Origin of the sequence: Ramlibacter aquaticus (assembly GCF_015159745.1) — a bacterium.
GTDB lineage: Bacteria > Pseudomonadota > Gammaproteobacteria > Burkholderiales > Burkholderiaceae_C > Ramlibacter > Ramlibacter aquaticus.
Genome location: NZ_JADDOJ010000001.1, coordinates 81,994 through 100,898, shown reverse-complemented (window position 1 = coordinate 100,898; position 18,905 = coordinate 81,994). Strand labels below are relative to the sequence as shown.

General features: G+C 71.3%; 13 protein-coding genes. 9 read left to right on the top strand and 4 right to left on the bottom strand.

Going from position 1 to position 18,905, the window contains the following annotated elements:
* The 5 genes from tam (at nt 1) to IM725_RS00495 (ending at nt 7,958) form a co-directional block, all read left to right on the top strand.
* Nucleotides 1–777: a trans-aconitate 2-methyltransferase gene (gene tam / locus IM725_RS00515; RefSeq protein WP_193778597.1), complete on the top strand. Its 777-nt coding sequence runs from the start codon at nt 1–3 to the stop codon at nt 775–777.
* Entirely contained in the window at nt 774–1,790 is a 1,017-nt protein-coding gene (locus IM725_RS00510) for an HpcH/HpaI aldolase/citrate lyase family protein (RefSeq protein ID WP_193778596.1), read from the top strand. Before tam ends, IM725_RS00510 begins: the two co-directional genes overlap by 4 nt.
* Nucleotides 1,787–2,491 carry a hypothetical protein gene (locus tag IM725_RS00505; protein WP_321576176.1) on the top strand — a complete coding sequence of 235 codons (705 nt, stop codon included), beginning with the start codon at nt 1,787–1,789 and terminating at the stop codon, nt 2,489–2,491. The genes IM725_RS00510 and IM725_RS00505 overlap by 4 nt, the downstream gene beginning before the upstream one ends.
* Before the next feature lie 38 nt (nt 2,492–2,529).
* On the top strand, nt 2,530–5,115 hold the full coding sequence (locus IM725_RS00500) for a bifunctional aconitate hydratase 2/2-methylisocitrate dehydratase (RefSeq protein WP_193778595.1): 2,586 nt from the start codon (nt 2,530–2,532) through the stop codon (nt 5,113–5,115).
* A 209-nt stretch (nt 5,116–5,324) separates the two neighbouring features.
* Nucleotides 5,325–7,958: a hybrid sensor histidine kinase/response regulator gene (locus IM725_RS00495; RefSeq protein WP_193778594.1), complete on the top strand. Its 2,634-nt coding sequence runs from the start codon at nt 5,325–5,327 to the stop codon at nt 7,956–7,958.
* Nucleotides 7,959–8,000: 42 nt separating this feature from the next.
* On the opposite strand, the gene kdpE is transcribed toward IM725_RS00495, so the two are convergent.
* Both kdpE and IM725_RS00485 read right to left on the bottom strand, forming a co-directional pair.
* Nucleotides 8,001–8,708: a two-component system response regulator KdpE gene (gene kdpE, locus IM725_RS00490; protein WP_193778593.1), complete on the bottom strand. Its 708-nt coding sequence runs from the start codon at nt 8,706–8,708 to the stop codon at nt 8,001–8,003.
* On the bottom strand, nt 8,705–10,264 hold the full coding sequence (locus IM725_RS00485) for a DUF4118 domain-containing protein (protein ID WP_193778592.1): 1,560 nt from the start codon (nt 10,262–10,264) through the stop codon (nt 8,705–8,707). The genes kdpE and IM725_RS00485 overlap by 4 nt, the downstream gene beginning before the upstream one ends.
* Nucleotides 10,265–10,355: 91 nt before the next feature.
* Here IM725_RS00485 and IM725_RS00480 point away from each other — a divergent pair, with 91 nt between their 5' ends.
* Nucleotides 10,356–12,257: a potassium transporter Kup gene (locus tag IM725_RS00480; protein ID WP_193778591.1), complete on the top strand. Its 1,902-nt coding sequence runs from the start codon at nt 10,356–10,358 to the stop codon at nt 12,255–12,257.
* 31 nt (nt 12,258–12,288) lie between these two features.
* On the opposite strand, the gene IM725_RS00475 is transcribed toward IM725_RS00480, so the two are convergent.
* Nucleotides 12,289–12,792: a pyridoxamine 5'-phosphate oxidase family protein gene (locus tag IM725_RS00475; RefSeq protein WP_193778590.1), complete on the bottom strand. Its 504-nt coding sequence runs from the start codon at nt 12,790–12,792 to the stop codon at nt 12,289–12,291.
* Between the two features lie 136 nt (nt 12,793–12,928).
* On the opposite strand from IM725_RS00475, the gene serC reads away from it, so the two are divergent.
* Nucleotides 12,929–14,011, top strand: a complete 1,083-nt coding sequence (gene serC, locus IM725_RS00470; protein WP_193778621.1) for a 3-phosphoserine/phosphohydroxythreonine transaminase — start codon at nt 12,929–12,931, stop codon at nt 14,009–14,011.
* Nucleotides 14,012–14,077: 66 nt separating this feature from the next.
* The gene (locus tag IM725_RS00465) at nt 14,078–16,981 is read left to right on the top strand and encodes an aconitate hydratase (protein WP_193778589.1); all 2,904 of its coding nucleotides are present in this window, start codon (nt 14,078–14,080) and stop codon (nt 16,979–16,981) included.
* A 22-nt stretch (nt 16,982–17,003) separates the two neighbouring features.
* Here IM725_RS00465 and IM725_RS00460 read toward each other — a convergent pair whose 3' ends face one another.
* Entirely contained in the window at nt 17,004–17,561 is a 558-nt protein-coding gene (locus IM725_RS00460) for a GNAT family N-acetyltransferase (protein ID WP_193778588.1), read from the bottom strand.
* Between the two features lie 152 nt (nt 17,562–17,713).
* On the opposite strand from IM725_RS00460, the gene IM725_RS00455 reads away from it, so the two are divergent.
* Nucleotides 17,714–18,886, top strand: a complete 1,173-nt coding sequence (locus IM725_RS00455; protein WP_193778587.1) for an FAD-dependent monooxygenase — start codon at nt 17,714–17,716, stop codon at nt 18,884–18,886.
* The last annotated feature ends 19 nt before the right edge of the window (nt 18,887–18,905 follow it).

The window sequence follows — 18,905 nt, the reverse complement described above, 5'->3', positions numbered from 1 at the left end:
ATGGCCGACTGGAACCCCGCGCTCTACCGCCGCTTCGAGGACGAGCGCACGCGGCCGGCGCGGGACCTGCTGGCCCGGGTGCCGCTCACGGCACCGGCGCGCGTGGTCGACCTGGGCTGCGGCCCGGGCAACTCCACCGAACTGCTGGTGGAGCGCTTTCCCGGCGCCCAGGTCCTGGGCGTCGACAATTCCCCCGCCATGCTCGAAGCCGCCCGCAAGCGCCTGCCGGGCGTGCGCTTCATGCTGGGCGATGCGCAGGAGTGGGTGCCCGAGGCGGCGCCCGACCTCATCTACAGCAATGCCGTGCTGCACTGGGTGCCGGGGCACGAGGCCCTGGTTCCGCGCCTGTTCTCGCTGCTGGCCCCCGGCGGCGTGCTCGCGGTGCAGGTGCCCGACAACCTGGCCGAAGCCAGCCACCGGGCCATGGCCGAGGTGGCCCGCCTGCCGCAATTCACGGCGTCTGCCGCCCGCGGCGATGAGCGCGCGGCGCTGCTGGGCGTGGACGGCTACTACGACCTGCTCGCGCCGGTCGCGGCCGCCGCCGATGTCTGGCGCACCGCGTACCAGCACCCCATGGAATCCCCGGCCGCGATCGTCGAATGGCTGCGCAGCACGGGCCTGCGGCCGCACCTGGACGCGCTGCCCGACGACGCCGCCCGCGCCGCCTACATCACCGAGTTCGAGCGCCGCATGGACGCCGCCTACCCGGTGCGCGCCGACGGCAAGCGCCTGCTGGCCTTCCCCCGTCTCTTCTTCGTCGCCCGCAAGGCCGCATGAGCACCACCGTCCATCCCCGTGAAGCCCTGATGGGCGCCCAGGGCGGGGCCATCGCCCTGCCCGTGTGCGACCACTACAGCGGCGTCGAGGCGCGCATGCGCAAGAGCCTGCAGTTGCAGGCCGAGATGGCCCAGGAATTCGGCGCCTGCGTGTTCGACGTCACGCTCGATTGCGAGGACGGCGCCCCCGTGGGCGCCGAGGCCGAGCACGCGGCGCTGGTGGTCTCGCTCGCGCGCGGCGCGGCCCTCGGCATGCGGGTGGCGGTGCGCGTGCACCCGGTGGACCACCCCGCCTTCGAGCAGGACATCGCCACCATCGCCGGCCAGGCCGGCGACCGGCTCTGCCACATCATGCTGCCCAAGGTGGAGACGCCCGCCGACGTGGAGCGCGCGAGCCGTGCCCTGCACGCGGCCGGCGCCCGCCAGCTGCCGCTGCACGCCCTGATCGAGTCGCCGGCGGCGGTGCACCGGGCGTTCGACATCGCCGCGCACCCACGCATCGAGTCGCTCAGTTTCGGGCTGATGGACTTCGTCTCCGCCCATGGCGGCGCGATCCCGGGCGAGGCCATGGGCGTGCAGGGCCAGTTCACGCACCCACTGGTGGTGCGCGCCAAGGTCGAGATCGCCTCGGCCTGCCATGCGAACGGCAAGGTGCCCTCGCATGGCGTGGTGACCGAATTCAAGGACCGTGAGGCCTTCGCCGCCGCGGCGCGACGCGCCAGCCGCGAGCTGGGCTTCACGCGGATGTGGAGCATCCACCCGGACCAGATCCGCACCATCGTCGAGGTGTTCGCACCCGGCGAGGGCGAGATCGAGACCGCAACAAGAATCCTCGAGGCGGCGGCGCAGGCCCAGTGGGCGCCGATCAGCTTCGGGGGCAAGCTGGAGGACAGGGCCAGCTACCGTTACCACTGGCAGGTGCTGGAGAGGGCGCACCGGACCGGAAGGCGGCTGCCCGACACCGCGCGCGCATGGTTCGCGACGACAACGACCCCGGAGACAAGCAGTACATGACATCCCGCATCCGCATTCTTTCCCTGTTGCTGGCCCTGCCCGCCGTGGCGCTCGCCCAGCAGGCCACGGCACCGGCCCAGCCCGCGTCCGCGGCCCGGCATGCCGCGCCCCACGCGACGGCCAAGAGCACCCATTCGAAGTCCAGGAGCACCCTGCACCCCGCCGCGCGCAAGGCGGTGGAGGAGGCCACGCCCATCGAGGACGATCCCGACATGATCCTCACCGACGAGGAGAAGGCGCTGGCGCGCGAGGTGTTCGTGGGCGAGATGCCCTGCGAGCTCGGCGCCAAGGTCAGGATCCGCCCGGGCCGCCGCGAGGGCATCTTCGTGGTCACCACGAAGAACTACCGCTTCATCATGCACCCCGTGGCCAGCCGCACCCACGCCGTGCGCCTGGAAGACCCCCGCCGCGGTGCGATGTGGCTGCAGCTGGGCAACAAGTCCATGCTCATGAGCCAGAAGCTGGGCCAGCGCCTGGCCGACGAATGCCAGAGCCCGGAGCAGATCACCTTCGCCGACGCCCTCAAGAAGCACCCGCAGCCCAGCATCCTGGACCCGCTGCCCGCAGCCTCCGCCACGGCGACCGCGACGGCCGCCACCGCGAACACGCCCGCGCCTGCGCCGGCCGCCCCGGCATCGGCCGGCGCCCCGGCCGCAGCCGCATCGGCCGCACCCCCGAGCACCCCATCCAAGGCCCCCTGAGGAGGGGACCGCACACGCGAATTTGAACGGAGAAAGCCATGTTGCAAGCCTATGTTGACCATGTCGCCGAGCGCGCCGCGCAAGGCATCCCGCCGCTGCCCCTGTCGGCCAAGCAGACCGCTGAGCTGATCGAGCTGCTGAAGAACCCCTCCACCGGCGAGGCCGACTTCCTGGTCAACCTGATCACGCACCGCGTGCCGGCGGGCGTGGACGATGCCGCCAAGGTCAAGGCCAGCTACCTGGCCGCGGTGGCCCATGGCACCGAGAAGTGCATGGTCATCAGCCGCCAGAAGGCGACCGAACTGCTGGGCACCATGCTGGGCGGCTACAACATCAGCCCGCTGGTCGACCTGCTGGACGACCCCGAGGTCGGCCAGGTCGCTGCGGACGGCCTCAAGAAGACGCTGCTGATGTTCGACCAGTTCCACGACGTCAAGGAAAAAGCCGACAAGGGCAACGCCAACGCCAAGGCCGTGATCCAGAGCTGGGCCGATGCCGAGTGGTTCACCAGCCGCCCCGAAGTGCCGCAGAGCATGAAGCTCACGGTGTTCAAGGTGTCCGGCGAGACCAACACCGACGACCTGTCGCCCGCGCCCGACGCCTGGAGCCGCCCCGACATCCCGCTGCACGCGCTGGCCATGCTGAAGAACCCGCGCCCGGGCATCGTGCCCGAGGAAGAGGGCAAGCGCGGCCCGGTCAAGCTGCTGCAGGAGCTCAAGGCCCGCGGCAACATCGTTGCCTACGTGGGCGACGTGGTGGGCACCGGCTCCTCGCGCAAGTCGGCCACCAACAGCGTGCTGTGGTGGACCGGCGAAGACATCCCCTTCGTGCCGAACAAGCGCTTCGGCGGCGTCTGCCTGGGCTCCAAGATCGCTCCCATCTTCTACAACACCATGGAAGACGCGGGCGCGCTGCCCATCGAGCTCGACGTGAGCCAGATGGAGACCGGCGACACCATCGAGCTGCGCCCCTATGAAGGCAAGGCCCTGAAGGACGGCAAGGTCATCGCCGAGTTCAAGGTCAAGAGCGACGTGCTCTTCGACGAGGTGCGCGCCGGCGGCCGCATCCCGCTGATCGTCGGCCGCGGCCTCACCGCCAAGGCGCGCGAGGCCCTGGGCCTGCCCGCCTCCACGCTGTTCCGCCTGCCCCAGGCCCCCAAGGACAGCGGCAAGGGCTTCTCGCTGGCGCAGAAGATGGTCGGCCGCGCCTGCGGCCTGCCGGAAGGCCAGGGCGTGCGCCCGGGCACCTACTGCGAGCCGCGCATGACCTCGGTGGGCTCCCAGGACACCACCGGCCCCATGACCCGCGACGAGCTGAAGGACCTGGCCTGCCTGGGCTTCTCGGCCGACCTGGTGATGCAGTCCTTCTGCCACACGGCCGCCTATCCCAAGCCCGTGGACGTCAAGATGCACCACGAGCTGCCGGACTTCATCTCCACCCGGGGCGGCGTCTCGCTGCGCCCGGGCGACGGCGTGATCCACAGCTGGCTGAACCGCTTCCTGCTGCCCGACACCGTGGGCACGGGTGGCGACTCGCACACCCGCTTCCCGATCGGCATCAGCTTCCCGGCCGGTTCCGGCCTGGTGGCCTTCGCGGCCGCCACCGGTGTGATGCCGCTGGACATGCCCGAGTCGGTGCTGGTGCGCTTCAAGGGCCAGATGCAGCCTGGCGTCACCCTGCGTGACCTGGTCAACGCCATCCCGCTGTACGCGATCAAGCAGGGCCTGCTGACGGTGGAGAAGAAGGGCAAGAAGAACATCTTCTCCGGCCGTATCCTCGAGATCGAGGGCCTGCCGGACCTGAAGGTGGAACAGGCCTTCGAGCTCTCCGACGCCTCGGCCGAGCGCTCCGCCGCCGCCTGCACCGTGAAGCTGAACAAGGAACCGATCATCGAGTACCTCAACAGCAACATCACGCTGATGCGCTGGATGATCGCCAACGGCTACGCCGACGCCCGCACCCTGGGCCGCCGGATCGCCGCGCAGGAAGCCTGGCTGAAGAACCCGCAGCTGCTGGAAGGCGACAAGGACGCCGATTACGCCGCCGTGATTGAGATCGACCTGGCCGAGATCCACGAGCCCATCGTGGCCTGCCCGAACGACCCCGACGACGTGAAAACCCTCTCCGACGTCGCCGGCGCCAAGATCGACGAGGTCTTCATCGGCTCGTGCATGACCAACATCGGCCACTTCCGTGCCGCGTCCAAGCTGCTGGAAGGCAAGCGCGACATCCCGGTCAAGCTGTGGGTCGCGCCGCCGACCAAGATGGACCAGCGCCAGCTGACCGAGGAAGGCCACTACGGCGTGCTGGGCACCGCCGGTGCGCGCATGGAAATGCCGGGCTGCTCGCTGTGCATGGGCAACCAGGCACAGGTGCGCGAGGGCGCGACGGTGATGTCCACCTCCACCCGCAACTTCCCCAACCGCCTGGGCAAGAACACCAACGTGTACCTGGGTTCGGCCGAGCTGGCCGCCATCTGCTCGCGCCTGGGCCGCATCCCGACCAAGGAAGAGTACATGGCCGACATGGGCGTGCTCAGCGCCAACGGCGACAAGATCTACCAGTACATGAACTTCGACAAGATCGAGGACTTCAAGTCCGTGGCGGACACCGTGCTGGCCTGACGCCGCGCACGCGAGCAACGAGAAGCCGGGCTTGCCCGGCTTTTTTCATGGGGCGCCGCTTGCTCGTCCGTGCGACGGCCGGACCATGGCCCCCGCACGGATGGGCAGAGGCCCACGGCGGGTGTTCTCCGGCATCAAGCATAGGCGTCTTCCTATGAACGCCAGCCTGCCCCAGGCGTAGCGTCGGCGACTGCTCGGCATCAGGCGGCATGGAACTGACTTCGATCTACGACACGGCCCCGGTTGGCTTGGCCGTGCTCGACACGAACCTGCGGTTCCTGCGCATCAACCAGCGGCTGGCCGAAATCAACGGCCTGTCGGTCGAGAAGCACATCGGCCGCACGGTCGCCGAGGTCATTCCCGACATCGCACCGCAGGCCGAGCAGATCCTGAAGACCATCCTGCGCACCGGCGAGCCCCTGCACGACGTCGAGGTGCGCGGCTCGGTGCCCTCCCAGCCGGGGGTCGAACGCATCTGGCTGGAGCAATTCAGCCCGCTGCTCGACGAGGCGGGCGGCATCGTCGGCATCAGCGTGGTGGCCGAGGAGATCACCGAGCGCCGGCGGCTGGAGGAGGCGGTGCGCAGCGGGCAACGGCGGCTGGCGCTCGCGCTGGGCGCCGCACGCATCGTGATGTGGGAGTGGAACATCGCGAGCGGCGAAGTCCGCTTCACCTTCGGCGACTGGCTGAGCCCGGCGCCGGGAACCCGGCAGGTGACGATCGAGGACATCCGGGACAGCATCCACCCGGACGACCGGGAGCGCGCCAGCGCAGCCCTGGACACGCACCTTGCGGGCGGCACCCCGGTGTTCGAGTGCGAGCTGCGCATACGCGCACCGGACGGGGCCTACCGCTGGAGCCTGACCCGCGGCAGCGTGACGGCGCGGGACGCGCACGGCCTGCCGTCCGTGTTCACCGCCTTCCACCAGGACATCACGGAACGCCGCCAGGCCGAGGCCGACCGGCGCGAGCAGGCCCAGCTTCTGGAACTCGCCTCCGACGCCATCTTCGTCTGGGCCCTGGACGGCGGCATCGAGCGCTGGAACCGGGGCGCGGAACTGCTCTACGGCTACGCCGCCGGTGAGGTGCGCGCCGTGCCCACGCATACCCTGCTGCAGACCGAGTTCCCCACGCCCTGGGCGCGCATCCTGGCGCAGCTGGAGGGCCACGGCCAGTGGCGCGGCGAGCTCGTCCACCGGACCAAGGACGGGCGCAGGCTGCGCGTGCAGGCCCTGATGCAGCGCGTCGAGGGCCAGCCCGGGCGCATCCTCGAGATCACGCGCGACGTGACCGCCGAACGGCTGGCCCAGGACCGGCTGGCCGACCGCGAGCACCAGCTGCGCATCTACAGGGACCGGCTGGAGGTGGCGCTGGCAGCGGGCCGCATGGGCGTGTGGGAGTGGCGGCCCAAGGACGAGACCGGGTACTGGAGCCCGCAGATCTTCGACCTGCTGGAAGTCGAGCGGGCCGCCGACGGGCGCGGCAGCATCAACGATTTCATGGCCCGGGTGCTGGTGCAGGACCGCGCCGCACTGGATGCGCAGATCGCGCGCGTGCTGGAGCGCGGCGGTGATTTCGAGGCGCAGTTCCGCATCCGCACCGCCAAGGGCCGCGAGCGCTGGATCCTCAGCCGCGGCTGCGTCATCCACGACGAGCGCGAGCAGGTCTCCCGTCTCGTGGGCGTGAACCTGGACATCACCGACCACAAGCGCCTGGAGCAGGCCTTGCGGGAGACCGACACCCGGCGCAACGAGTTCCTCGCCATGCTGGGCCACGAGCTGCGCAATCCGCTCGCGCCCATCACGAACGCGGTGCGCCTGCTCGAGAAGGCCGGCCACGAGGAGGACCGCCGTGCCACGGCCGTGCAGATCATCAAGCGCCAGGCCCAGCACATGGCCCGCCTGGTGGACGACCTGCTGGAGGTCAGCCGCATCACGCAGGGGCGCATCGAGCTGCGCATGCAGAACGTGCTGGTCGCCACGCCCGTCTACGCCGCTATTGAAGCCTCGCGGCCGCTGGCGCGCGACAAGCAGCAGCACATCGACGTCCACATCGAGCCCGGCGATCTCGACGTGGTCGCGGACCCCGCCCGCCTGACGCAGATCATCTCGAACCTGGTGATGAACTCGGTGAAGTACACCCCCCGGGACGGACGCATCCAGGTCAGCGCCCGGGCGGCGGAGGATGGCCACCTGGAGCTCAAGGTCGAGGACAACGGCGTGGGCATCTCGCAGGAGCTGATGCCCGAGGTCTTCGACATGTTCACGCAGGACAAGCGCACCATAGACCGTTCGGAGGGCGGGCTGGGCCTGGGGCTGGCGCTGGTCAAGCGCCTGGTGGAGCTGCACGGGGGCACGGTGGACGCGCAGAGCGCAGGCTCCGGGCGCGGCGCCACCTTCACCGTCCGCCTGCCGCAGCACGGGCGGCGGCAGGAGCTGCGGCCCACGGCCCTGCGCAAGGAGGCCGTGGACCTCACGCCCCTGTCCATCCTGGTGGTCGACGACAACCGCGACGCCGCCGACACCCTGGCCGCGCTCCTGGCCATCGACGGCCACCGGCTGTCCGTCGCCTATGACGGCACGCAGGCCCTGGACATGGCCAGGCGCGAGGCGCCGGAGGTGGTGTTCCTGGACCTGGGCCTGCCGGGCATGGACGGGTTCGAGGTGGCCCGGCAGCTGCGCAAGATGCCCGGCGCCGGGTCCGCCCTGCTGGTGGCCCTGAGCGGCTACGCCCAGGCCGCCGACCGGGCCGCTACCCAGGGGTCCGGCTTCGACGACCACCTGGCCAAGCCGGCCGACCTGGGCCAGGTCTATGCGGTGCTCGCGCGCAGGTCGGTTCGTTGAAGGCCGGGCCGGGGCCGTGGCGGATGCCGCCGCGAACCGCGCTCAGGCCGTCTCGGTGACCAGCCGGTAGCCCACCCCGGTCTCCGTGAGCAGGTGGCGCGGCTGGGCGGGGTCGGCCTCCAGCTTCTGGCGCAGGTGGCCCATGTAGATGCGCAGGTAGTGCGCCTGCCCCGCATGGCTGGGGCCCCACACCTCCTGCAGCAGGTGGCGGTGCGTCAGCACCCGGCCGGCGTTGGCAATGAGCAGGGCCAGCAGGCGGTACTCGATGGGCGTCAGGTGCACCTCGGCGCCGGCCCGGCGCACCAGGCGCGCGCGGGTGTCCACGGCCACGTCGCCGAAGCGGAACAGGGCCTCGGTGCCGGCTTCGTCGGCGGCGAGGCGGCGCGGCCGGCGCAGGTTGGCGCGCACACGCGCCATCAGCTCGGCCACGCCGAAGGGCTTGGTCAGGTAGTCGTCGGCCCCGGCGTCCAGGGCCTGCACCTTGTCCGACTCGCCGACCCGGGCCGACAGCACCAGGATGGGCACCGAGGACCAGGTGCGCACGGCGCGTATCAGGTCCAGCCCGTCGCCATCGGGCAGGCCCAGGTCGAGCACGATCAGGTCCGGCTTGCGGGTGCCGGCTTCGATGCGGCCGCGCTGCTGCGTGCCCGCCTCGTGCACCTGCCAGCCGCCGGCCTCCAGCGCATCCCGCACGAAGCGGCGTATGGTGGGCTCGTCCTCGACGATGAGCGCGACGGGCATCTGGCTCATTCCACGTCCGTGGGCAGGGGCGGGGGCTCGCGCCGGGGCAGGCGCAGTTCGAACAGCGCGCCACCGCCTTCGGCATTCGCCGCGCGGATGCTGCCATGGTGGGCGTCGGCCACCGCCTTGCAGATCGCCAGCCCCAGGCCCACCCCGGGCGTGGCCGATTCGCTGGCGCCGCGCGTGAACTTGCCGAACAGGTCCTGGTCGGTCGCCGGCAGGCCGGGCCCGTGGTCCCGCACGGTGATCGCCAGCCACCCCGGTTCGGTGCGGACGCGTATCACCAGCGGCGGCGCACCGTGCCGCACGGCGTTCTCCAGCAGGTTGGCCAGCGCGCGCTCGACCAGCGTGGCGTCGAAATCGGCCAGCGGCAGGGCCGCGGGCACGTCGACCTCCAGCGGCCAGCCGGCCAGGGCGGGCCGCAGCAGGCGCAGGGTGCTGCCCACCACCTCCTCGACCGACTGCCAGTCGGTCTGCAGCGGCCGTTCGCCGCTTTGCAGCCGCGCCATCTCCAGGAGCTTGTTGACCAGCGTCGCCAGCTCGCGCGCCTGCGACGCGAGGGCGAGTGCGGTGCCGGCCTGCGCCGGCGCGAGCGGCGGCGCGGAGGCGGCGAGCGATTCGGCCAGGCCCACCAGGGCGGTGAGCGGCGTGCGAAGGTCGTGCGAGATCGACGCCAGCAGCGTGTTGCGAAGCCGCTCGGAGGCGATCGAGAGCTGGGCCTCCTGTGCCACCTCCACGTAGTGCACCCGCTCCAGCGCGATCGCGACCTGCCGCGCCAGGGTCTGCAGGTGCTGGGCCTGCTCGGGCAGGGCCAGCCAGCGCGCGTCGGCCGGCCGCAGCGCCAACACGCCGCGCACGCGCACCGGCGCCTGCAGGGGCAGGTAGTGCCAGCCCGGCTGCGCACCGTGGGCGTGCAGCGGTGGGGCGCCGGCGGCCACCGGAAGCGCGAACGCCGCCTCGGCGGCGGCCCGTTCGTAGCCGGCGGCGGGCTGTACGGGATGCTGCAGGTGGTCGTCGCGGCCGCTCACCACCACTTCGGCCTCGCCGCCGAAATGCTGGCGCACCGCCTGCCGGCCGATGGCCGCCACCTGGTCGGCCAGCAGGGCGCCCGAGAGTTCGCGCGAAAGCTCGAACAGCGACTGCGCCCGCCGCTCGCGGGCCGCCGCCACTTCAGCCTGGAAGCGCAGGCCGGCGGTGAGCTGGCCGGTGATCAGGCCCACGCCCAGCATGACGCCGAAGGTGAGCAGGTACTGCAGGTCGGTGACCGCGAACGAGAGCTGGGGCGGCACGAACACGAAGTCGAAGGCGCCGACGTTCAGCACCGCCGCCAGCGCGGCCGGCCCCCGGCCGTGGCGCAGGGCGACCAGCACCACCACCAGCAGGTACAGCATCACGATGTTCGCCAGCTCCAGGCGACCGCGCAGGGGCAGGGCGGCCAGGGTGAACGCGGCCGCGGCGACCGCCGCCACGGCGTAGCCCAGCCACGGCGGGGGCGTGGCGGCGGACGAGGCCGGACCGCCGGGCGGCGGCGCGGCGAGGGCGGGGAAGGCAGGCGGGGCAGGCACGGCCGCAGGTTACAAGCCTGGCCATAAAGAATCCATAAAAAGCGCACAGCACCCACACGGCGCGCCCGTGGCTGGTCACAGAATCCGCCGCATGAACACTGCCACCCACGACCTCGTCGCCCCGCCGGCCCGCGGTGCCCGCGCCGCCCTCGCGCTGGCCGCGCTCGGCGTGGTCTACGGCGACATCGGCACCTCGCCCCTGTATGCCCTGCGCGAATGCCTGAGCCCCGCCCACGGCGTCACGCTGACGCCGGCGGCCGTGCTGGGCATCCTCTCGCTGATCTTCTGGGCGCTGACCCTGGTCGTGACGGTGAAGTACGTGGTCTTCGTGCTGCGGGCCGACCACGACGGCGAGGGCGGCATCATGGCGCTGCAGGCCCTGGCCCGGCACGCCGTCGACGCGCCCGGCTGGCGCCGCCTGCTGCCGCTGGTGGCGGCCATGGGGCTGACCGGCTCGGCCATGTTCTACGGCGACAGCCTGATCACGCCCGCCATCTCCGTCATGTCGGCGGTGGAGGGCCTGAACGTGGTGACGCCGGTCTTCGAGCCCTACGTGGTCCCGCTCACGCTGGTCATCCTGGCCGGCCTGTTCGCGGTGCAGAAGCTGGGCACGGGCGCGGTCGGCAAAGTGTTCGGCCCGGTGATGCTGCTGTGGTTCGCGGTGCTGGCCCTGCTCGGGCTGTGGCACATCGCGGACGCACCGCAGGTGCTGCAGGCGCTCAGCCCGGCCTGGGCGGGCGCCTTCCTGGCCGACCACCCGGCGCAGTCCCTGGCCGTGCTGGGATCGGTCTTCCTGGCCGTCACCGGCGGCGAGGCGCTCTATGCCGACATGGGCCACTTCGGCGCGCGGGCGATCCGCCAGGCCTGGTTCTTCGTCGCGCTGCCAGCGCTGGTGCTGAACTACTTCGGCCAGGGCGCGCTGGTGCTCAAGGACCCGTCGGCCATCGACAACCCCTTCTACCGGCTGCTGCCCTCGTGGGGCGTGCTGCCCATGGTGGTGCTGGCCGCCGCCGCCACGGTGATCGCCTCGCAGGCGGTGATTTCGGGCGCCTTCTCGCTCACCGCCCAGGCGATCCGCATGGGCTACCTGCCGCGGCTGCGCATCGTCCAGACCTCCGGCCAGGCGATGGGCCAGATCTACCTGCCGGCGGTGAACGGCCTGCTGGTGCTGGGCGTGCTGGCCCTGGTGCTGGGCTTCCGCAGCTCCAGCGCGCTGTCCTCGGCCTACGGCATCGCGGTGTCCGTCACCATGGTCACCACCAGCGTGCTGGCGGCGCTGGTCGCGCTGCGGCTGTGGCGCTGGCCCCCGGCGGCGGTGCTCGCAGGCGCCACGGTGTTCGTCGTCATCGACATGCTGTTCGTGGTCGCGAACAGCCTGAAGATCGCCGAGGGCGGCTGGCTGCCGCTGGCGGTGGCGGCCCTGGTGATGGGCGTGTTCACCACCTGGGCCAAGGGCCGGCGGCTGATCCACGAACGCTCGGCGCCCGACCGCATCGAGCTGCGGCCCTTCGTCGCCGCCCTGGCCGGGGATGCGGTGCACCGCGTCAACGGCACCTCCGTCTTCCTCACTGCCGACCCGGACTACGTGCCGCACGCGCTGCTGCACAACCTCAAGCACAACCAGGTGCTGCACCAGCGCGTGATCATCCTGCAGGTGCGCACGGCCGACATGCCGCGGGTGCCCCCGGCCCAGCGCCTGCAGGTGCAGGACCTGGGTGGCGGCTTCCTGGAGGTGGTGGCCACGCACGGCTTCATGGAGCCGCCGGACGTGCCGGAGTTCATGAAGCTGCTGTCCTACCAGCGCGGCATCGGGCTGGAGACCATGAACACCTCGTTCTTCATCTCGCGCGAGACGGTGGGCACGGCGCGGCTGCAGGGCATCACGCGCGCGCGCCAGGCGGTCTTCGCGTGGCTGCACCGCAATGCAGGCCGCGCCTCCGACTGGTTCATGCTGCCGCCCAACCGGGTCGTCGAATTCGGCCGACGCCCCTGAGCCGGGGCCTCGGGCCCCCGGGCGGTCGCCCTCAGGTGGTGTGCAGCTCGCGGTGCTCGCCCATGTGCGGCGGCTTGCCGCTCACGGCCGCGGCCGCCATCTTGAACAGCTGGGTGGTCTTGCTTTCCTTCACGTCCCAGTATTCGGCGTGGTGGATGCGCACCTGCACCAGCTCCAGGTCCGGGTCTTCCACGCCGCCCGGGAACCAGGCCTTGGCCATGGCGTTGAACAGGTGGCGCTTCTTGTCCATGTCCTCGTTCACCGTCGCCTCGCCCGAGACGGAGACGTAGCGGTCCTTGTCGGTGTTGGCGTAGGCCACGTTCACGTTGCCGTCCGCGCGCAGGCGCTGGCCCAGCTCGGTGCGCTTGCTGACGAAGAAGTACAGCAGCATGTCGTCTTCCAGCGACTTGTTCTGCGTGGTCAGCGGGTGGGAATGCAGACCGCCGTCGGGGTGGCGGTGGGTCAGCATGCCGAATCGGGTCGACTTGATCATCTCCCACAGGGTCTGGTGCGGGTCGGTCTTGTGCGTGCTCATGGTCGGGCTCCTTGTTGCCTGCGCATGCTGGACGGGAAAGCGCGTGGGCGGAGTCGTCCGCCCGCGCCTCGCGCTGTGCGGCGCCGACTACAACCGCGCCCGGATGGGCTGCACCGCCGCTGGTATGCTCGAGACCATGTCTCGCGTCTTCAATTTCAGCCCTGGTCCCGCCACCCTGCCCGAAGCCGTCCTGCGCCAGGCGGCCGAGGAGATGCTCGACTGGCAGGGCAGCGGCATGTCCGTGATGGAGATGAGCCACCGCGGCAAGGAATTCATGGGCATCCACGCCGAGGCCGTGGCGCTGGTGCGCGAGCTCATGGGCGTGCCCGACCATTACAAGGTGCTCTTCGTGCAGGGCGGGGCCATCGGCGAGAACGCCATCGTGCCCATGAACCTGATGGGCCGCAGCGGCCGCGCCGATTACGTCAACACCGGCGAATGGTCCACCCGCTCCATCGCCGAGGCCGCGAAGTACGGCCGGGTGCAGGTGGCCGCCTCGGGCGAAGCCTCGGGCTTCACCGCGATCCCGCCGCGCGCCAGCTGGCAGCTGGATCCCGGCGCCGCCTACGTGCACATCTGTTCGAACGAAACCATCGGCGGCGTGCAATACCACCAGCTGCCCGACGTGGGCGATGTGCCCCTGGTGGCGGACATGTCCTCGGACATCATGTCGCGGCCCATCGACGTCAGCCGCTACGGCCTGATCTACGCCGGCGCGCAGAAGAACATGGGCCCCTCGGGCGTCACCGTGGTGATCGTGCGCGAGGACCTGCTCGGCCATGCGCTGGCGATCACGCCCTCGGCCTTCAACTACCAGTTGCAGGCCGAGAACGACTCCATGTACAACACGCCGCCCACCTACGCGATCTACATCCTGGGGCTGGTGCTCAAGCACACCCGGGCGCACGGCGGCCTGGCGGCCATGGAGGCGCACAACCGCGCCAAGGCGCAGCTGCTCTACGACTTCCTGGATCAGAGCCGTTACTTCTCCAACCGCGTGGCGCGCGAGGACCGGTCCCTGATGAACGTGCCCTTCCACCTGAAGGACGCGGCCCTGGATGCCGAGTTCCTGAAGGGCGCGCAGGCGCGCGGCATGGTCCAGCTCAAGGGCCATCGGCTGGTGGGCGGCATGCGCGCCTCGCTGTACAACGCGCTGCCCCTGGAGGCGGTGCAGGCCCTGGTGGCCTACATGCAGGAATTCGAGGCCGCGCACGCCTGACGGCCCCATGGGATTGGCGGGCGGGGCAGAATGTCCCTGCACGTCCATCCCATCAATGAGGCCGAGATGACCCATGCGTTCGCGGACACGCTGAAGACCTTCAAGACCGGGTCCGGGCAGTCCGGAAAGTTCTATTCCCTGCCGGCGCTGGCCCGGCGATTCCCCCGCATCTCCCGCCTGCCGATCTCCATGCGCATCGTGCTGGAGTCGGTTCTGCGCAACTGCGACGGCCGCAAGGTCAATGAAGAGCACGTGCGGCAGGTGGCGAACTGGTTCCCGCAGGCCGACCGCACCGAGGAGATCCCCTTCGTCGTCGCCCGCGTGGTGCTGCAGGACTTCACCGGCGTGCCCCTGCTGGCCGACCTGGCCGCGATGCGCAGCACCGCCGCGCGCCTGGGCAAGCGGCCGGGCGCGGTGGAGCCCCTGGTGCCGGTGGACCTGGTGGTGGACCACTCCATCATGGTCGACCACTACGGCACGCCCGACGCGCTGGACCTGAACATGAAGCTGGAGTTCCAGCGCAACCGCGAGCGCTACCAGTTCATGAAGTGGGGCATGCAGGCCTTCAGCACCTTCGGCGTGGTGCCGCCCGGCTTCGGCATCGTGCACCAGGTGAACCTGGAGTACCTGGCGCGTGGCGTGCACAGCACGCAGGACGGCGTCTTCTATCCGGACACGCTGGTGGGCACCGACAGCCACACCACCATGATCAACGGCGTGGGCGTGGTGGGCTGGGGCGTGGGCGGCATCGAGGCAGAGGCCGCCATGCTGGGCCAGCCCGTCTACATGCTCACCCCCGACGTGGTCGGCTTCGAGCTCACCGGCCGCCTGCGCGAGGGCTGTACCTCCACCGACCTGGTGCTCACCGTGACCGAGATCCTGCGCCGCCACAAGGTGGTGGGCAAGTTCGTCGAATTCTTCGGCGAGGGCACGCGCACCCTCTCGGTGCCCGACCGCGCCACCATCGGCAACATGGCGCCCGAGTACGGCGCGACCATGGGCTTCTTCCCGGTCGACGAGAAGACCCTCGCGTACTACCGGGGCACCGGCCGCACCGAGGAGCAGCTGGCCACGCTGGAAGCCTACTTCCGCGCCCAGGGCCTGTTCGGCGTGCCGCAGGCGGGGGAGGTCGACTACTCGCAGGTGATCTCGCTGGACCTGGGCACGGTGACGCCCAGCCTGGCCGGCCCCAAGCGCCCGCAGGACCGCATCGAGCTGGGCGAGGTGGCGCGCAGCTTCACCGGGCTGTTCAGCGCACCTTCGGCGGAGAACGGCTTCAACCAGCCGGCCGAGACCCTGCTCACGCGCCACCTGCTGCACCTGGGCGGCAAGGAACCCGATCCCAAGGTGCCGGCCAACCCGCCCACGCCGCCGGCCGCCGAGCGCAACCTGATGGAGATGGAGGCCAACAAGCCCACGCTGGCGGCCGCCAAGTCCGACGCGCCCGACCTGGCGCACGAGGCCGTGGACGCCGGCGCCGAGAGCGTGGCCCCGCCGCACGTGGAGAACGTCACCATCGGCAACGGCGACGTGCTGATCGCGGCCATCACCAGCTGCACCAACACCTCCAACCCCAGCGTGCTGCTGGCGGCCGGCCTGCTGGCGAAGAAGGCCGTGGAGAAGGGGCTGCGCGTGCAGCCGCACATCAAGACCTCGCTGGGCCCGGGCTCGCGCATCGTCACCGAGTACTACCGCAAGACCGGGCTGCTGCCCTACCTCGAGCAGCTGGGCTTTTCCGTCGTCGGCTACGGCTGCACCACCTGCATCGGCAACTCCGGCGACCTCGCGCCCGAGATCAACGAGGCCATCACCGCCAGCGACCTGGTGTGCGCGGCCGTGCTCTCGGGCAACCGCAACTTCGAGGCCCGCATCCATCCCAACATCAAGGCCAACTTCCTCGCCAGCCCGTCGCTGGTGGTGGCCTACGCGATCGCCGGCACCGTGCTGCGCGACCTGATGACCGAGCCGGTGGGCAAGGGCACGGGCGGCCGCGACGTCTACCTGGGCGACATCTGGCCGACCAGCGAGGAGGTGCACGCCCTCATGAAGTACGCCATGGACGGCGAGGCCTACCGCGCCAACTACGCCAAGGTGCGCACCGAGCCCGGCGCGCTGTGGCAGGGCATCCAGGGCATCGCGGGCGAGACCTACACCTGGCCCGAGAGCACCTACATCGCCGAGCCGCCCTTCTTCCAGGATTTCGCCCTGGCGCTCAAGGCGGGGCAGGGCGACAACGCGGTGCGCGGCGCGCGCATCATGGCCCTGTTCGGCGACTCGATCACCACCGACCACATCTCGCCGGCGGGCTCCATCAAGGAAAGCTCACCGGCCGGCCAGTGGCTGCTCGCGCACGGGGTCAAGAAGCCGGACTTCAACAGCTATGGCTCGCGGCGCGGCAACCACGAGGTGATGATGCGCGGCACCTTCGCCAACGTGCGCATCAAGAACCTGATGATCCCGGCCCGGCCCGACGGCTCGCGCGAGGAGGGCGGCCTCACGCTGTACCGGGACGCGCGCGGCCGCACCGAGAAGCTCGCGATCTACGACGCCGCCATGCGCTACATGGCCGAGGGCCGGCCCACGGTGATCTTCGCCGGCGAGGAATACGGCACCGGCTCCTCGCGCGACTGGGCCGCCAAGGGAACGCAGCTGCTGGGCATACGCGCCGTCGTGGCGCGCAGCTTCGAGCGCATCCACCGCAGCAACCTGGTCGGCATGGGGGTGCTGCCCTTGCAGTTCCAGGGCTCGGACACCTGGCAGACGCTGCGGCTGGACGGCAGCGAAACCGTGGACATCGTGCCCGACCCGCAGCTGCGCCCGCGCAGCGACGCCCAGCTGGTGGTCACCCGGGCCGACGGCAGCCGCACCGAGCTCACGGTCACGCTGCGCATCGACACGCCGATCGAGGTGGACTACTACCGCCACGGCGGCATCCTGCCCTTCGTGTTGCGCCAGCTGCTCGAAGGCTGAAGGCGCCAGGAGCGCCCGTGGCTCAGGACGCGCCTGGGCGGGCCGGCGGGGCCAGGCCGGCCAGGCTGCGTTCGAACACATGGTCGGTGGACTGCGCGTCCTCGACCGTGCGGACGAGCACGAAGCCCAGGCGGTGCAGCACGGCGAGCGAGGCGGTGTTGCGCACGTCGACCTGCGCCTGGGCCCGTGCGATGTCGCCGCGTGCCGCCAGGGCCTGCAGCAGCCAGCCCAGGGCCTCGGTCGCGTAGCCCTGGCCCCAGTGCCGGGGCGCCAGCAGGTAGGCCACCTCCGCCATCGCCTGGGCGGGCCTGAGCGTGGCCTGCACGAAGCCCAGGGGTTCGTCCGTGCCAGTGCGAAACAGGATGAAGTTCCACCAGGTTTCATCGGGGGAGGGCGACCCGGCCGCCAGCCGGCGGTAGCGCGCCTGCAGCGCCTGCACGCTGGGATAGCGCGGCTCGGTGATGTAGGCATAGAGGCGCTCGTCCGACAGCGCCGCCCACATGGCCGCCGCGTGGTCCTCGGTCAGTGCTTCCAGGCGCAAGCGCCCCGTGTGGCCCATCACGTCGCGTTCCTTCCCCATGGCGAGAGCGCCAGGCGCCGGTTATACCCGGCGCGGGTCCGCCCGGCATCCCGTCCCGAAGGCGTCGTGCATGCATCGTCCGGCGCACCGCCCTGCGCCGGGCGCCCGCCGCGCCGGGCGAGTCGCTTCGCTGCCGGGGCACAATCCTGCCCATGAGCGCGCAGCTACTGATTGCCGGTGGGGGGCTGGGGGGCCTGGCCGCCGCCGCCGCCCTGCAGCGCGCGGGCTGCGAAGCCCGCCTGTTCGAGCATTCCCGCGTGTTCTCGGAAGTGGGCGCGGGCATCCAGCTGGCGCCGAACTCGACCCGGCGGCTTCGGGCCTGGGGCCTGGAGGAGGCGCTGCGCGAGGTGGCCGTGTTTCCGCAGGCGCTTCGGGTGCGCGACACCGGCAACGACCGCCTGCTGGGCGAACTGGCGCTGGGCGACGCCATCGCAGCCCGTTACGGCGCTCCCTATGCCACGGTCCACCGGGCCGACCTGCAGGCCCTGCTGCTGGCGCATGCCCGCCGCGAGGGCGTCCGGCTGGAGACCGGCTGCCGTGTGGTCGGTGTCTCGCAGGAGGACAGCGGCGCCACGCTGCGCTTCCAGGGCGGCGACACAGCCACGGGCGACGCGGTGGTGGCCGCCGACGGCGTCTGGAGCGTGCTGCGCGCGCAGCTCTGGCAGGACGGTGCGGCCCCGGCCTCGGGCCACCTGGCCTACCGGGCGACCGCGCCCGTGGCCGCGGTGCCCGCGCCACTGCGCGCCGCCCAGGTCACGGTGTGGATGGGCCCGGGCGTCCACGTGGTCGCCTACCCGGTGCGGGCGGGGCAGCTGCTCAACGTCGTCGCCATCGTCGAGAGCCGCCGTGCCCTGCGCGAGCGCAGCTGGGACCTCGAGGGTGCGTCCGAGGACCTGCGGGCCGCGGCCGGTCCGCTGTCCGCCGGCCTGCGCGGCCTGCTGGACGCGATGCCGTCCTGGCGGGTCTGGCCCGTCCATGACCGGGCACCGCTGCGGGGTCCGCAGGACCTGGTGCGCGGCCGCGTCGCGCTGCTGGGCGATGCCGCGCATCCGATGCGGCCCTATCTCGCCCAGGGCGCGGGCATGGCGCTGGAGGACGCGGCGGCCCTGGCCACCGGCCTGCGCGGCATCGCACCGGCCCAGGTGGCGGGGGCGCTCCAGGCCTATGCGCAGGCCCGCTGGGCGCGCTGCGCCCGCGTGCAGGCCACGGCGCGGCGCAACGGCCGGGTGTTCCATGCCCAGGGCCTGGTGCGCTGGGGCCGGGATGCCGCGATGGGCCTGCTGGGCGAACGGTTGCTGGACCAGCCCTGGCTCTTCGGCGGCTGAAGGCCCGCCACGCGCCGCG

Bases quoted from the DNA above. Each gene is read 5' to 3' on its own strand.
- tam (WP_193778597.1), top strand. From the start codon at position 1: ATGGCCGACTGGAACCCCGCGCTCTACCGCCGCTTCGAGGACGAGCGC.
- IM725_RS00510 (WP_193778596.1), top strand. From the start codon at position 774: ATGAGCACCACCGTCCATCCCCGTGAAGCCCTGATGGGCGCCCAGGGC.
- IM725_RS00505 (WP_321576176.1), top strand. From the start codon at position 1,787: ATGACATCCCGCATCCGCATTCTTTCCCTGTTGCTGGCCCTGCCCGCC.
- IM725_RS00500 (WP_193778595.1), top strand. From the start codon at position 2,530: ATGTTGCAAGCCTATGTTGACCATGTCGCCGAGCGCGCCGCGCAAGGC.
- IM725_RS00495 (WP_193778594.1), top strand. From the start codon at position 5,325: ATGGAACTGACTTCGATCTACGACACGGCCCCGGTTGGCTTGGCCGTG.
- kdpE (WP_193778593.1), bottom strand. From the start codon at position 8,708: ATGAGCCAGATGCCCGTCGCGCTCATCGTCGAGGACGAGCCCACCATA.
- IM725_RS00480 (WP_193778591.1), top strand. From the start codon at position 10,356: ATGAACACTGCCACCCACGACCTCGTCGCCCCGCCGGCCCGCGGTGCC.
- IM725_RS00475 (WP_193778590.1), bottom strand. From the start codon at position 12,792: ATGAGCACGCACAAGACCGACCCGCACCAGACCCTGTGGGAGATGATC.
- serC (WP_193778621.1), top strand. From the start codon at position 12,929: ATGTCTCGCGTCTTCAATTTCAGCCCTGGTCCCGCCACCCTGCCCGAA.
- IM725_RS00465 (WP_193778589.1), top strand. From the start codon at position 14,078: ATGACCCATGCGTTCGCGGACACGCTGAAGACCTTCAAGACCGGGTCC.
- IM725_RS00460 (WP_193778588.1), bottom strand. From the start codon at position 17,561: ATGGGGAAGGAACGCGACGTGATGGGCCACACGGGGCGCTTGCGCCTG.
- IM725_RS00455 (WP_193778587.1), top strand. From the start codon at position 17,714: ATGAGCGCGCAGCTACTGATTGCCGGTGGGGGGCTGGGGGGCCTGGCC.